The following is a 14,334-nucleotide window of genomic DNA, read 5'->3' on the forward strand; positions in this document are numbered from 1 at the left end:
GGCCGGCGCGATCGGTGTTGGACGCAGCGGAGCGCGGGCGGTGGACTCGACGGCGTACCGGATCCGCCGCCGTACGGGGCGGCGGACCGAGATCGTCGCAGCGCTGAGGAGTCGACATGGCAGAGGTGGCCGCGGGAGCGGGAGCGGGAACGGCGGCCGGGGCACCGGAAGCGATCCGGCACGCCGGGCCGGATCCGGTCGTGCACGTCGCCGGGGCCCGGGAGATCGCCGACGACCTGGTGGTCGTCCCCGACCGGGGCGTGCAGCTCGTACCGAACATCGGGATCATCGGCGGCCGGGACGCCGTCCTGGTCGTGGAGACCGGCCTGGGACCCCGCAACGCGGAGCGGGTCCTGGAGTTCGCGGCGGACCACGCCCGGGGCCGCAGGATCTATCTGACGACGACGCACTTCCACCCCGAGCACGCCTTCGGCGCGCAGGCCTTCACCGGCGCCGCGACCTTCCTGGCCAACCGGGACCTGGCCGCGGACCTGGAGACGAAGGGCCCCGGCTATCTGGAGATGTTCCGGCGGCTCGGCGAGTCGGTGGCGCGTCATCTGGAGGGGGTCCGGCCGGTCCGGCCCGACATCGTCTACGACCGGTCGTACGACCTGGACCTGGGCGGCCGGACGGTGCGGCTGCGGGCCACCGGCCGGGCACACAGCAGGGGCGACCAGGTGATCGAGGTGCCCGACGCGGACGTGCTGTTCACCGGCGACCTCGTGGAAGCGGGCCGGTTCGCGGTCTTCCCGTGGTTCCCGCCGCACGACACCGACGTCTCCGGCACCCGCTGGCTCGCGGTCGTGGAGCGGCTGGCGGCCCGGCGCCCGCGGACCGTGGTGCCGGGCCACGGCGGGATCGGCGGCCCGCGACTCCTCACCGACGCGCGCGACTACCTCGCCGAGCTGCGGTACGAGACATGGGTCCGCCGGGACTCGGCGGCCGACGGGCAGACGATCGCCGACGAGATCGCGGACCTGATGATCCGGCGCCACCCGGAGTGGGCCGGCCGCGAGTGGATCGGGAAGGGCGTCGGCTGCCTGTGCGCCGAGCACGACGCGCAGATGCACGACGCGCGGGCGCGTGACGGGCAGACGCAGGACGGGCACGCGCGTGACGAGCCCGCACCCGGCAGCCCGTCCTGAGCCCCTCGGACTTGCCAGGGTCGGTGTCCTCCGGGCCCGCCGCCGACGGCGGGCCGCACGGCCCCGGAAACGGAGCGTCCGACGACCGTCCCGCGACCGGCGCGGCGGATCAGCCGGGCGCCGGGGCGAGCGCCCCGGGCGGCGCATGACATCCTGTGGTCTCGCAACGCGCCGGGCCGGCTCGGCGGACTACAAGGAAGATCGATGAGGCTCTGCTTCCTGGTGGAGGAAAACTACCGTCACGACGGGATGCCGAACGAGGTGATCCGTCAACTGACCGCTTGGGGCCACCAGGTGGACGTGCTGCGGCCGGGCGGTTCCCTGCTGCACATGACCGAGGCGGTACGGGCGGGCACCCACGACGCGTGGGTGCTCAAGACGGTCTCCGGCGGGCCCGGGCTCACCCTGCTCGAAGCGGCGGCCTCGGCCGGGATGACGACGGTCAACGACGCCCGGTCCATACGGGGCGTACGGGACAAGGCGCTGGCCGCGGCGATCGGCCGGGCCCGGGGGCTGCCGCTGCCCCGTACCTACGCCGCGGCCCGGCCCGAACTGCTGGCGGAGCTGCCCGCGTCGGAGTACCCGCTGGTCGTCAAGCCCGCCGACGGCAGCTCGGGCCGGGCCGTGCACCTGGTCGCGTCGCCGGACCGGCTGGCCGCGATGGCCCCCGAACTGGCGCGGGAAGGCATGCTCATAGCCCAGCCGTACGTGCCCAATTCGGGCATCGACATCAAGGTGTACTGCGTCGGCGGCGAGCTGTACGCCACCGAGCGACGCTCCCCGCTCCACCCGGAACACGCGGTACGCGAACGCCGCGTGCCGCTGCCGGCCGAGGTGGCAGCCGTCGCGGACCAGGTGGGGGCGGTGTACGGCCTCGACCTGTACGGCGTGGACGTCCTGCTGGGGCCCGACGGCCCGGTGGTCGTCGACGTGAACGACTTCCCCAGCTTCCGGAAGGTGCCGGACGCGGTGGCGCGGGTGGCACGGGCCGTACTGGGGCTGGCGCGCGCCGGACAGGAGGCAGCCGCCGGCGGCCCGACGGGGCGGTGCGGCGCTGTGGAACAGCACGGCGCGGTGGAACAGTACGGCGCGGTCGGCGGATCGTCGCCAGCGGGCCGGGCGCATCCCGATCCCGTCCCCGGCACGGGCGCCGTGGAGATCACTCTTCCCGCGCAGGCCGCAGCTCCCGCGCAGGACTCGGCTGCCGTGCGGGCCGCGGCCCCCGCGCACGTTCCCGCGGCGGCGGGGGAGGGCGCGTGAGGATCGGCCTGATCACGTGCGACCCCGGACACCCGCTGCTGGCCGCCACCACCGCCCTGCTCACCCCCGAGCACGACGTGCTGACGCTGGATCCGGAAACGGCGGGGCAGGACCCCGATCCCGCACCGCGCGCCGATGTCTACCTGCTCAAAGCCCGCACGCCGCAAGCCCTCGCCCTCGCCCGTGCCCTGGAGGAAAGCGGCGCTCCCGTGGTGAATTCGGCCGCGGCGACCGCACTGCTCCAGGACCGTACGGCGATGGCGGAGTACGCCCGGCGAGCCGGCCTCCCCTTCGCGGACACCCGTACCTTCGCCACGCTCGCCGAACTGGCCGACGGGCCGCGGCTCCCCGGCCCGGTGGTGGTCAAGAGCCGGCACAGCCGCAAGCACGACCTGGTGGCCCGCGTCGACGACGACGGACAGCTGCGCGCGCTCGCCGCCGCGCACCCGCACGAGCCGGTGGTGGTGCAGGACTTCGTCCCGAACAGCGGCTGGGACCACAAGCTGTGGGCGGTGGGGGACCGGCTCTTCGCCGCCCTGCGCCGCTCGGAACTCTCGCCGGAAGGCCGCGGGCCCACGCTGCCGCTCGCCCTCGCCGACCTGCCGCCCGGCCGGCCGGGCATCGTGCGCCGGGCCGGTGAGGTCTTCGCGCTGGACGTCTACGGCGTGGACGTCATCGACGCGGGCGACGGCTCCCCGCTCATCGTGGACATCAACGCCTTCCCCGGCATCCGGGGGCAGCAGGGCGCTCCGGAAGCCCTGGCGGCTCTGGCACTGCGCCGCGCCGGCGGACAGCGGTCTCACCCCCAGGTAAGGGGGTCGAGATGCAGGTAGAACCGCTCGCGGTCCCGGTCGAGGGCGATGCCGTACCGGGCCGCGAACTCCTCCTCCGCGGCCACTGACCGCCGTTCGTCGTCGCCCCACGTCTCGCGGGCGGTGGCGAAGAGGAGCGCGAGGTCGGCGTACGGATCGGCGCGTCCGAGGCGGCCGAGGTCGATGAAGCCCGCCACGGCCGGGGTGTCCGGATCGAGGATGATGTTGGGCAGGCACAGGTCCCCGTGGCAGACGACGGTCTGCGCGGACTCCTGCGCGAGACGCCGGCCGATCTGCGGGGTGAGGCGCGCGAGCAGTTCCTCAGGGGGCGTGTGCCGCTGCGCCTCGGGGAGGAAGTCGGGATCGACCGCTCCCCGCGCGACGACATCGCGGGCCATGGAGACCATTTCGCCGAGACCGCGCGTGAACGGGCAGTGCTCCGGAGGCAGTTCGTGCAGCTGCCGCACGGCGTCCGCGATCGCCTCCCACGCCGTCCGCAGCGTCGAGGCCGACGCCCGGTCGGCGGGAATCCCTTCGACGGCGCTGGTCACCAGCCCGGCCCCGGCGGCGCCGACGCGCCAGTCGAGAACGCGCGGCCCGGGAATGCCCTGGGCGGCCAGCCAGCTCACCCGGTCCCGCTCCGCCTCCAGCGCGGCCGCCTGACCGGCGGGGACGCACTTGGCGTAGCGCGAACCGTCGGCCGACCGGAAGACGGCGGCCCCTGACTCGCCGCCCGTCACGGGCTGCCACCCGGCACGCTCGCCGTCGGCGCGCAGCAGCGCGCGGAATGCGGACATCGAATCGATCACGGTCGTCAACCTAGTCGCCGGTTGCGGTGCGCCGCACCGTGATTTTTCCGGCGTGGACCGAGGCGCGGGCGGAACGAACTTGTTCGTGACGAACATGTTCGTTACCGTGGTGACGTGACCCCAGCCAGCCGTCGCGAGCGGCCCGCCAAGCCCGCCCTCACCTACGAAGGCATCGTGGCCACCGCCGTGGCCCTGATGCGGTCGGAAGGGTTGCAGCGGGTGACGATGCGCCGCCTGGCCGAGGAACTCGACACCGGCCCCGCGTCGCTGTACGTCTACGTCGCCAACACGGCCGAACTGCACGCCGCGATCCTGGAGGAACTCCTCGGCGCGGTGGACCTCGGACCGGCCCGTGCGCCCGGTGACTGGCGCGAGCGGCTGGTGGACCTCCTCGGCTCGTACACGCGCACCCTGTTCCAGTACCCGAGCCTCGCGCACTCCGCGCTGGTCGCCCGCCCCTGCGGTCCCAACTACCTGGCGCTGGTCGAGGCGGTCCTCGCCCTGCTGCACGAGGGCGGCGTCCCCGGTGGGCGGGCGGCCTGGGGCGTGGACGTCCTGCTCCAGGTGGCCACCGCCACCGCGGCCGAGCAGTCCGCCCGCGACCGCGCCCCGGGCGCGGAGGAGGAGCACAACGCGCTGGTCGGCGCGTTGCGACAGGCCTCGCCCGACACGTACCCACGCATCGCCGACCTCGGCGACGACCTGTTCTCCGGAACTCCCGAACAGCGACTGGCCTGGATGTTCCGCATGGTCGTCAACGGCGCGGCGGCCACGCCCCGACCGTCCTGAACGCTTCCGGGCCCTTTCGCCCGCCACCACCGAAACGAGGAACCACCATGCGCACCACGCGCCACCCCGTCACGGTCATCGGCGCCGGCCTCGGCGGTCTGACCCTGGCCCGGGTCCTGCACGTGCACGGCATCGACGCGGTCGTCCTCGAAGGCGAGGCCGACCGGCACGTCCGTACCCAGGGCGGCATGCTCGACATCCACGACGACGCGGGGCAGGCGGCCCTGCGCGCCGCCGACCTCCACGAGCGGTTCCGCGCGCTCGTCCTCCCGGGCGGCGAGGCGACGCGCATCGTCGATCCGCACGGCACCGTACGGATGGAGGAGGTGGACGAGGGCGACGGCACCCGGCCCGAGGTGGACCGCGGGCAGCTCCGCGACCTGCTGCTGGACTCGCTGCCCGAGGGCGCCGTCCGCTGGGGGAGCAAGGTCACCGGCGCCCGCGCGCTGGGCGGCGGACGGCACGAGGTGACGCTCGCCGACGGCACGGTCCGCACCACCGGCCTGCTCGTCGGCGCCGACGGCGCCTGGTCCCGGATCCGGCCGCTGGTCTCCCCGGCCACCCCCGCCTACACCGGCATCTCCTTCGTCGAATCCGACCTGCTGGACGCCGACACCCGGCACCCGGACAGTGCCGCCCTCGTCGGCGGCGGCTCCTTCTTCAGCCTCGGCGACGGGAAGGGCTTCCTCGCCCACCGCGAGTCCGACGGCAGTCTGCACGTCTACACCGCGCTGAAGACCGGCCCCGAGTGGCTCGACGCCATCGACTTCACCGCCACCGACACCGCCAAGAAGGCGGTACTGGCCCACTTCGACGGCTGGGACGACCGGCTGCGGGCCCTGGTCGCCGACGCCGACGGGCCGCTCGTACCGCGGCACATCCACGCCCTGCCCGTGGGCCACCGCTGGGACCGCACCCCCGGCGTCACCCTGCTCGGCGACGCCGCCCACCTGATGTCCCCGTTCGCGGGCGAGGGCGCCAACCTCGCCATGCTGGACGGCGCCGAACTCGGCCGGGCCCTCGCCGCCCACCCCGGCGACACCGAAGCCGCCCTCGCCGCCTACGAGCAGGCCCTCTTCCCGCGCAGCGAGGCGTCCGCCGCCGAGTCCGCGGCCAACCTGGAGCTGATGTTCGGCGACCGGGCACTGGAGCGGCTGCTCGGCCTGTTCGCCTCCCACCAGGCGTGAGCGCGGGGCCGACGGGCGGCCCCCGCCTCAGGCGGCCCGGCCGTCCGCGAAGGCACCCTCGCCGCTGAAGGCCAGCCCGGCGAAGCGCTCGCCGATACGGCGGTGGGTGGCGGCGTCCGGGTGGAGGTCGTCGGGCAGCGGCAGTTCGGCCGCGTCCGCCGCGCCGTAGAGTTCGCGGCCGTCCAGGTAGTGCAGGTTCGGGTCCTGGGCCGCCCGCTGCGCCACGATCCGGGCCAGCTCGTCCCGGATCACGCCCAGCGTCAGCTTCCCGCTCGCGACCTCTGCCGGATCGCCCGTGGCCCGGAACCGCAGCCGGCCGGAGCTGACGGAGGAGAAGTCCGGGGCGCAGGGGCCGGGGGTGTCCTCGTGGATCGGGCACAGGATGGGGGAGACGACCAGCAGCGGCGCGGTGGGGTGGCCGTCCCGGATCGTGTCGAGGAAGCCGTGGACGGCGGGGGTGAAGGCCCGCAGCCGCATCAGGTCGGCGTTGACCAGGTTGATGCCGATCTTGACGCTGATCAGGTCGGCCGGGGTGTCCCGCATCGTACGGGCGGTGAACGGGTCGAGCAGGGCGCTGCCGCCCAGCCCCAGATTGACCAGCTCGACGCCGCCGAGGGACGCGGCGAGCGCCGGCCAGGTCGTGGTGGGGCTCGCCGCGTCCGAGCCGTGGCTGATCGAGCTGCCGTGGTGCAGCCACACCCGGCGCCCCCGGTCCGGCACGGGCTCGACGGGAGCGTCGGTGCGCAGGGCGAGGAGCTCGGTGGTCTCGTTGTGCGGCAGCCAGATCTCGACGTCCTTGGCGCCGTCGGCCAGGCCGGTGAAGCGGACGGTGCCGGGCGGGCCGGGCCGCTGCTCGGCGGTCCCGGCGACCATGTCGATGGTCAGGGTGTTGCCGCGGTCCGGCACATCCGCCCGGCCTGCCGGGCGGCCGTCGACGATCAGGTCGTACACGCCGTCCGGCCGGGGCGGGGCGCCCACGTACACCCGCTTGGTGGGCAGCGTGTCCAGCTCGACGGCGGTGGCCCGGGTACGGAAGACCAGCCGCACGCCCGACGGCTGCGACTCGGCCATGGCCAGTTGTCCGTCGACGTTCTGGGCGCGGGCCCACGCGGGCAGCCGGTGCGGCAGCACGCCGTGCTCGGTGCGCTCCACGTCGAGGGCGCCGCGCAGGAGGTCGGCGGTGATGGGGGTGGTGATCCAGTCGTGGTTGGTGTGCATGACCTTTACCTGTAGGTGGGGTGAGGCGGAGGAGGTACGCGGTGCGCGCCCGGCCCCGTCAGGCCGCGGGCCAGTTCCGCAGCAGGGCGTCGAGCGCGTCCAGGACCCGTGACCAGGTCTCCTGCGTGTCGGGAGCGCTGTGGCTGAAGCCGCCGCCCAGTTCCAGGCTCACGTACCCGTGGAAAACGCTGCCCAGCAGCCGTACGGCATGCGTCTGGTCCGGCTCCGACAGGTCGTAACCGCGCAGCAGGGCCCGCGTCATCTGCGCGTGCCGCACGCCCGCGCTGGCGGCAGCCGTCGCCGGGTCCAGCCTGAGCTGCGCCGCGGCATAGCGGCCGGGGTGCTCCCGGGCGTAGTCGCGGTAGACGTTCGCCAAGGCGGTCAGGGCGTCCTTGCCCGCCCGCCCGGCCAGGGCGTCGGCGGCCCGGTCGGCGAGTTCCTCCAAGGCGAGGAGGGCGATCCGGGTCTTGAGGTCGTGCGAGTTCCTGACGTGTGAGTACAGGCTCGCGACCTTCACGTCGAACCGTCTGGCCAGCGCCGAGACGGTCACCTGGTCGAAGCCGACCTCGTCGGCCAGTTCGGCGCCCGCCCGGGTCAGACGTTCCGGGGTCAGCCCTACGCGTGCCATGGGCTTCCTTTCGTTCGGCGCAACCGAGTATGCGGTTGCCTAAAGGCTTTAGGCAAGCTGCTGTGGCAGTTAGGTAGGTCACTGAGGCGCTGTGGTGCGGGCCGCGACCACGACTCCCCGCCCGTAAATCCGCTACGCCGATTCCCCGGCGCTTGCTAATGTGTGCCACGCGGGGCGGCTCCGCAGCGTGCTTCCTTCTCACTTTCCTCTCTCGAAAAATGAGTGCGCTCACTTTCCGCCCCGCTTCAACGTCTTTTCCGTGACGCCGCCTTGAGCGCGGCCAACCGCCGCTGACCAGCAGCTCTTCCCGCGCCTGGACCCGTAACACCATGCGGATGCAGCGACTTCACGGGCTTGATACGTTCACCGGGCGCGCAGCGGCAGAAACAACCGGCAGCCGGGCCCGTCTCGCGCGCGTATTTCACAGAATTCGCGTGACGGCGGTCCGTACGAACCGGCGTCACGCCAAGCCCGGCGTTCCCGCCGGGCGGGGGAGGAAGGCCATGACGCTCACCATCAGCTCGACCCGTACCGACGGGCGCCGCGGCCTGGCGGCCGTGCTCTTGTCCCGTCGCGGCGCGGTCTACCTGCCCGCGGCCGGGGACGCGGCACGGCCGACGGTGGACGGACTCGCCGGTGTCTCGCTGCTGGAGGCCGACCTCCTGGAACGCGGTTACCTGCTGTCGGCCGACCTGCGTCAGGCCCTGGCCGTACTGGACACCCGGGCGCTGACCACGGCGGGCCGCGCCCTGCTGGCGGACCTCGACCACGCCCTCGGCGCGGACCGCGACCACGCCCCGCTCTTCCGCGGCTTCCCGCTGACCACCCACACGGACACCGGCGCCTTCTACGTCGACCGCGTGCTGACCCTCCTCTTCCAGAAGCCACGCCTGCCGTGTGTCCTGTGCGGCAAGGACGGCACCGTGCACGCCCTCGCGCCCTGCGCCCACCTGGTGTGCCGTATGTGCTTCGACGGCAAGGACTTCTCCGGCTGCCCGGTCTGCCACCGCCGCCTCGACGCCGACGACCCGTTCCTGAGCCCGCAGGAACCGCGCCCGGCCGCCGACCCCGGCCGCGCCCTGCCCGAGCGCCTGCGCGTCCTGGCTCACGGCGGCGGCCTCACCGCCCGTACGGCCGACGCGGGCCGCGAGTTGAGCGCCCTCCTCGCCCGCACCGGAGCGCTGAGCCCGCAGGACACCGACGACCTCCTGACTCTTCTGGACACCCGGGACCGCACCGACCTGACCTGGCTGCCGCGCACCGTCCCCGGCCGCGAGACCAAGGCCCGGCTCCTGGCCTGGCTGCTCGCCGACCCGGCCGCGCACGCCGTGACGCTCCCCGCGGCCACCGCCCTGATCGACACCGCGACCGATGTGCTGCGGCTGCTCATGGTGCGCTCCGGCGGCGACGCCGGCCTGGCCGACGTCCCCCGCTTCACCCAGGTCCCGCGCCCGCTGCGCCGCGCCCTGCTGTCCGTACTCGACCGGCTCGAACCAGCCCTGGCCGTAGAGGACATGCGCCGCCACCCGACGGCGTGGAAGCACGCCGCCGAGCGCCTGCACCCCTTCGAATACGTTCAGCGCTGTCCGCGGGCCGCGCTCGCCGTCGCCGTACTGCGCGAGACCCGGCTCACCGACGACGCCCTGTCCGAGCGGCTGCGCGCGGCAGCGCGGTCCCTGCCGTACGCCGACGTCTCCGGCGACCGGGTCCGGCTCCCGCACTGGCCGGCCCGGGTCGAAGCCGCGCTGGCGGGCCGGGACGTGCCCACCGCGGTCGCCCTGCTCGCCCAGCGCCCCGGCGAACTGCTGCGCCGCCTGGACCACTTGCTGCGGCTGGCGGCCGCGAACGGCGACCGCGTCGGCGAGGTGCTGACCGCGCTGGACAAGGCCGTACGGAAGGTGTCCCCGGAGGTGCTGCTCTCCGCCCTCGGCGAGATCCGGACCCGTACGGCTCCCGGGCAGCACGACCGCGTCTTCTTCCCCAAGGGCGGCAACGCGAAGGCGCACATCGTCGCGGACGAGCGCGGCCCGCTGCCGGCGGACGCCGTCGCCCGTACGGTGACCGTCCTGACCGGCGAGATACTGCGCCGCGCCGCCGCCCGGCCGCCGGTGGAACTGGCGGTCGTGGACGCCGGACTCACCGGCGTCATCGCGCCGTTCGCGGAGCGCACCGCCTCGCGGGCCCTCGTCACCCTGCCGCGCGGCAGCGAACTGCCGGTGCCCGAAGGACGTACGGTACGCCTGTTCCTGCACTGGATGGAGAGCGCGGCTTCCGGCCGCACCGACCTGGACCTGAGCGTGGCGCTGTACACCGCCGACTGGCAGCACACCGGCACCTGCGACTACACCGACCTGCGGTTCCGTAAGGACGCCGCGGTGCACTCCGGCGACCTGACCAGCGCACCGGCGCCGCAGGGCGCGGCGGAGTTCGTGGACCTCGACCTGGACCGGCTGGCGGCGGCCGGCGTCCGCTATGCGGTGGCCGTGGTCTTCTCCTACAACAACGTCGCGTTCGAGGACCTGGACGAGGCGTTCGCCGGGCTGATGGTCCGCGACCGGCCGGGGGAGGAGGGCCCGGTGTTCGACCCGCGCCAGGTGGAACAGCGCTTCGACCTGACGGGCCGGGCCCGCACCGCGGTGCCGATGATCCTGGACGTGGCGGGCCGTACGATGCGCTGGCTCGACGTGGTCAAGGGCGTCACCGGCACCCACCACGCCGTGCACCGCCACGCGGACGCCCTGGCCACCCTCGGCGAGGGCCTGACGGGCCTGTTCGCCTCCGGCGCCCGGGTCGGCCTCGGCGAACTGGCCACCTGGCAGGCCGCCGCCCGCGCGCGCACCGTCGTGGTGCGCCATCACGACGGTTCGGCGAGCACCTACCGGCGTCGCGACGGCGAGGAGACGGCGGAGTTCGCCGGCCGGATCGGGACCCCGGCGACGGACGACGGTGCGGGCCGGAGCTCCGGCGAGGTCCGTACCCCCACCGGAGAAACAGGCGCCGAAACCCCGGACCTCGGCCGGGCCCGGCTGGCGTATCTGCTGCGCGGCGACCTGCCGTTGACCGGGCAGGCGGAGGTGTTCGCGCTGCACCCCGCCGGGCTGGACGCCGGGGAGGTGCGCCTCCTGGCCGCCTCCGACCTCGTCACGTCGCTCGCCGCGGAAGGGTAGAGCCTGGGTCATGATCCCGGCCGGGGTCATGACCCAGGCCTTCGGCTTCCCGGAGGTCCTCCGGGGAGCGCCGTGCGGCCGTCAGTTCCAGCGGACCAGGGACGTACGGTGCTTGTCCGCGCCGTCGAGGGGCTGGTCCACGTTCGCGACCTTCACCGGCCGGCCACCGCCCGTGAAGCTCCCGCGGAACAGCGCCCACTGCCCGCCCTCCCCCTTCGAGAGGAACGCGAAGCCCTTGCCGTCGGGGGAGGGCACCGGCGGCAGGCCGACCCGGTCGTTCTCCGGGACCAGATCCTCGGTCCTCACCACCTTCTTGTAGTCGGCGGTGACGGTGATCTGCTTGAACTCGCAGACCAGGGTGGTGGCGTCGCGCCAGAACGACGGGGCGCAGTCGGGCCCGTCCTCGCCCAGGCCCTTGGTCTCCAGGTCGGTGAGGAAGGCGTCCGCGCCGGACCAGCCCTTGTCCGCGACCCGCTTCAGACGGACGCCCCCGGACTGCGCGCCCGTGGCCACCACCCCGCCGGACGGAACGGCACGTCCGTGCACTCCGCTCGTGGCCAGGACCGTGGCCGCCGTCGGCCCGTCCTGCTTGAGGAGGGACGGGATCTTCTCGTACGGAACGCGCTGCTCGCTCGCGACGCCCGCCTTCGTGTCGCGCGAGACGACCGGGTCGCTCGACCGGAAGCCGTGGGGCTGCTCGTTGTACCAGAGCCTGCCCGTGACCGGGTGGAAGACGGCGTCGGTGTTCTTCGCGCGCTTGGTGAACGCGTCCGGGTCGGGCGGAGCGACTTCCTTGCCCGTGGTCAGGTCGAAGGCGGCGGCCCGGTCCACGGTGCCGGCCCGGGCGATGCCCGCCACCTGCGTCAGGTCCTTGTTGAACGCCAGGCCCGCCCCCTTGGCGGGACCGGCCTTCGCGCACACGGCCGTCGGTTCCACGCCGCGCGGCAGGACGGTGCTGCGCTCGGCGACGACCGCGCCGTTCTTCGCGGAGTACGAGCGGAGCGTGAGCCCGTACACCTTGCCGCCGTCACCGCCGCTGGGGACCGGGTGGCAGAAGGCCGCCGTCAGAGCGCCGGGCTGGGCCAGTGACGCCTTCTTCACCTCACCACCGGACGCGCCGCCCCCGTCCCCTGCGGCCTCGGCGCCCCCGGCCGTATCGGCACCGCCCCCGCAGGCGGCGAGCAGGAGTGCCGCTCCCACCATGATCCCGGCCTGGACTCCACGTCGTGTCACAAGAAGCTCCCCGTTGGTGCCGCCTCGACCGGGCCGGCCCGGGGCTCGGCAACGAACACAGGGCGCGCCGGCCGCCGGCAGCGGTGTCTCGGCAAAGAGCGATCATTAAAGCAGGTCTTGGCGTGCACGGATCAAGCGCGGCGGACGCCCGCCGCCCGCCGCGTCGTGGGTGCTCCTCGGCCTGCCGTCAGGGGAGAGGACGAACCATGCTGCTGACGCTGACCGGGGGCTCCGGCGCGGGGAAGACGACGCTGGCGGCCGAACTGGCGGTCACCACACCGTGCGACTCCGTGCGGGTGCTGCACGCCGACGACTACTACTTCCGCACACCGGACAGGGGTGTGTGGTTCCTCGACGAGAACGGCGTACCGCACCTGGACTTCGGCGATCCCCGGTCGTTGGACATGGGGCGACTGGCCCTCGACACGGACGCGGCGCTGGCCGCCCACTCGGTGGTCATCCTCGACGGTCTGTTCGCCTGCCGCCTGGTGCCCCAGGCGGCGTGCGCGCGCTTCCATGTCTTCGTCGACGTTCCGGCCGACCTCCGGCTGGTACGGAAGATCCAGCGCAAGTGCCTGCGCGACGGATTCCCCCTCGACGTCCTGCTGCGCAACTACCTCCGCCACCGCCGCGACGCCCACGACCGGCACGTCGAACCCGCACGCCACGCCTGCGACCTGGAACTCGACGGGACCCTGCCGACCGGGACCCTGGCGCGGCAGATCTGGTCGGCGGTCCTCACCATGGGACTGGTGCCCGGAGCGTGAGACACGGCCGTACGGTACGGACGGCCGCCTCAGTCGGCCGACGCCCCCGAGGGGACGCGGGCACCCTCCACGGCCGGGCGCAGACGCGGGACGCGCGCTCCGCAGACGGCACCGGCCGCCCAGGCCGCCGAGGCCAGCAGCAGGGCCCCGGTCAGCCCGCCGTGTGCCAGGGCCCAGCCGCCGACTGCCGCGCCGAGCGCGCCGCCCGCCATCATCGCCGCGGCCACCCACGACTGGGTCTCGGCCTCCTCGCCCTTGCCCGCGTGGTCCGCGGCCGTGCCGTATACGGAGGCGAAGCACGGCCCCAGGCAGAAGCCGACGGGCAGACAGGCCGGCGGAACGAGGAGAGGATGGACGAAACCCGCGGCCGCCAGGAGCAGGAGGCACACCGCGTTTCCGCCCAGTGGCACGGTGGGCCGCATCAGGCGCCGGGCGGCCCGGGCGGGCAGGCCGCCGAGCAGCGCGGCGCCCGCCATGCTGGCCATCGCGATGAGGCTCAGCAGCGCCCCGCCGGCCAGCGTCACCTCGCCCTTGTGCCCGTAGGAGGCCAGCGAGACCTCCATGATGTTCACCCCGAGGAAGAAGCAGAACGCGACGCTGAAGACCCGGCGCAGCGCCGACGAGCACAACGGCCCTGCCCAATGCCTGCGCGGCGGCGCCTCCTTGGGGGCCCGGGCGCCGGCACCGCGCAGGCCCAGCGGCACCGCCACGGCCACCAGCAGCCCGCAGGCCAGCAGTGCGGCGTCCGGCGTGATGCTGCGCGCCAGGGCGACCGCCGCGACCGGGCCGACCATGAAACCGAAGTCCGCCAGGACGGAGTCCAGGGCCAGCGCGGTCGTCCGCAGGTCATCCGGGACCACCTTCCGCCACATCACACGGGTGAGGGTGCCGATGGGCGGCATGCTGACGGACGCCAGCACGGACAGGCAGACCAGCACGCCGGTCCCGGTGCGGGCCCGCGCCGCGGCGACGAACAGCAGCAGCGAGCCGAGGTGCAGGACGAGCAGCGGCCACAGCACCGCGGTGTACGGATACCGGTCGAGCAGCCTGCCCCGCAGCGGTGTGGTCATCGCGCCGAACGACGCGGCGGCGACCACCAGGGTGGCGTCGCTGTAGTCGAGACGGTCCGACGCCAGGGCGAGCAGGGCCACCGGATACATGCCCGGCTGGAACTTGCCGGTCAGGGCGGCGACCGCCGACAGACGGAGGCCGGGCACCGCGAAGAGCAGCCGGTACTTGCGCGCCAGGTCCGTCGCCAACAGGAGGTCTCCTCGATCGTCGGTGCGCCGGTGCCCGCCGTACGGCAGTGCCGCCACGGT

The 14,334-nt window shown here is 74.0% G+C and carries 12 protein-coding genes; 7 read left to right on the forward strand and 5 right to left on the reverse strand.

Features of this window, described 5'->3' with window-relative positions:
• Positions 1 to 116: 116 nt before the first annotated feature.
• The 3 genes from CP973_RS19670 (at position 117) to CP973_RS19680 (ending at position 3,238) form a co-directional block, all read left to right on the forward strand.
• Positions 117 to 1,145: an MBL fold metallo-hydrolase gene (locus tag CP973_RS19670; protein ID WP_150242503.1), complete on the forward strand. Its 1,029-nt coding sequence runs from the start codon at positions 117 to 119 to the stop codon at positions 1,143 to 1,145.
• A gap of 204 nt (positions 1,146 to 1,349) precedes the next feature.
• Positions 1,350 to 2,405: an ATP-grasp domain-containing protein gene (locus CP973_RS19675; RefSeq protein WP_150242505.1), complete on the forward strand. Its 1,056-nt coding sequence runs from the start codon at positions 1,350 to 1,352 to the stop codon at positions 2,403 to 2,405.
• Positions 2,402 to 3,238: an ATP-grasp domain-containing protein gene (locus CP973_RS19680; RefSeq protein ID WP_150242507.1), complete on the forward strand. Its 837-nt coding sequence runs from the start codon at positions 2,402 to 2,404 to the stop codon at positions 3,236 to 3,238. Before CP973_RS19675 ends, CP973_RS19680 begins: the two co-directional genes overlap by 4 nt.
• On the opposite strand, the gene CP973_RS19685 is transcribed toward CP973_RS19680, so the two are convergent.
• Positions 3,205 to 4,014 carry an APH(3'') family aminoglycoside O-phosphotransferase gene (locus CP973_RS19685; protein WP_150243784.1) on the reverse strand — a complete coding sequence of 270 codons (810 nt, stop codon included), beginning with the start codon at positions 4,012 to 4,014 and terminating at the stop codon, positions 3,205 to 3,207. The two genes, CP973_RS19680 and CP973_RS19685, sit on opposite strands and share 34 nt — an antisense overlap.
• Positions 4,015 to 4,140: 126 nt before the next feature.
• Here CP973_RS19685 and CP973_RS19690 point away from each other — a divergent pair, with 126 nt between their 5' ends.
• Positions 4,141 to 4,815, forward strand: coding sequence for a TetR/AcrR family transcriptional regulator (locus CP973_RS19690; protein WP_150242509.1), 675 nt, complete (start codon positions 4,141 to 4,143; stop codon positions 4,813 to 4,815).
• A 47-nt stretch (positions 4,816 to 4,862) separates the two neighbouring features.
• Positions 4,863 to 6,002 (forward strand): FAD-dependent oxidoreductase, encoded by a 1,140-nt coding sequence (locus tag CP973_RS19695; protein WP_150242511.1) that lies wholly within the window; start codon positions 4,863 to 4,865, stop codon positions 6,000 to 6,002.
• A 27-nt stretch (positions 6,003 to 6,029) separates the two neighbouring features.
• On the opposite strand, the gene CP973_RS19700 is transcribed toward CP973_RS19695, so the two are convergent.
• Together CP973_RS19700 and CP973_RS19705 are read right to left on the reverse strand one after the other, a co-directional pair.
• Entirely contained in the window at positions 6,030 to 7,220 is a 1,191-nt protein-coding gene (locus CP973_RS19700) for a GDSL-type esterase/lipase family protein (protein ID WP_150242513.1), read from the reverse strand.
• Between the two features lie 58 nt (positions 7,221 to 7,278).
• The gene (locus CP973_RS19705; RefSeq protein WP_150242515.1) at positions 7,279 to 7,848 is read right to left on the reverse strand and encodes a TetR/AcrR family transcriptional regulator; all 570 of its coding nucleotides are present in this window, start codon (positions 7,846 to 7,848) and stop codon (positions 7,279 to 7,281) included.
• 503 nt (positions 7,849 to 8,351) lie between these two features.
• Between CP973_RS19705 and CP973_RS19710 the strand changes: the two genes are divergently transcribed.
• Positions 8,352 to 11,015, forward strand: coding sequence for an MXAN_6230/SCO0854 family RING domain-containing protein (locus tag CP973_RS19710; protein ID WP_150242517.1), 2,664 nt, complete (start codon positions 8,352 to 8,354; stop codon positions 11,013 to 11,015).
• Between the two features lie 81 nt (positions 11,016 to 11,096).
• On the opposite strand, the gene CP973_RS40440 is transcribed toward CP973_RS19710, so the two are convergent.
• Positions 11,097 to 12,248, reverse strand: coding sequence for a hypothetical protein (locus CP973_RS40440; RefSeq protein WP_208853219.1), 1,152 nt, complete (start codon positions 12,246 to 12,248; stop codon positions 11,097 to 11,099).
• Between the two features lie 206 nt (positions 12,249 to 12,454).
• Between CP973_RS40440 and CP973_RS19720 the strand changes: the two genes are divergently transcribed.
• Complete coding sequence (locus tag CP973_RS19720) at positions 12,455 to 13,015, forward strand: uridine kinase family protein (RefSeq protein WP_150242519.1); 561 nt, start codon at positions 12,455 to 12,457, stop codon at positions 13,013 to 13,015.
• Positions 13,016 to 13,044: 29 nt separating this feature from the next.
• Here CP973_RS19720 and CP973_RS19725 read toward each other — a convergent pair whose 3' ends face one another.
• Entirely contained in the window at positions 13,045 to 14,274 is a 1,230-nt protein-coding gene (locus tag CP973_RS19725) for an MFS transporter (protein ID WP_150242521.1), read from the reverse strand.
• Between the last annotated feature and the right edge of the window lie 60 nt (positions 14,275 to 14,334).

Origin of the sequence: Streptomyces albofaciens JCM 4342 (assembly GCF_008634025.1) — a bacterium.
GTDB lineage: Bacteria > Actinomycetota > Actinomycetes > Streptomycetales > Streptomycetaceae > Streptomyces > Streptomyces albofaciens.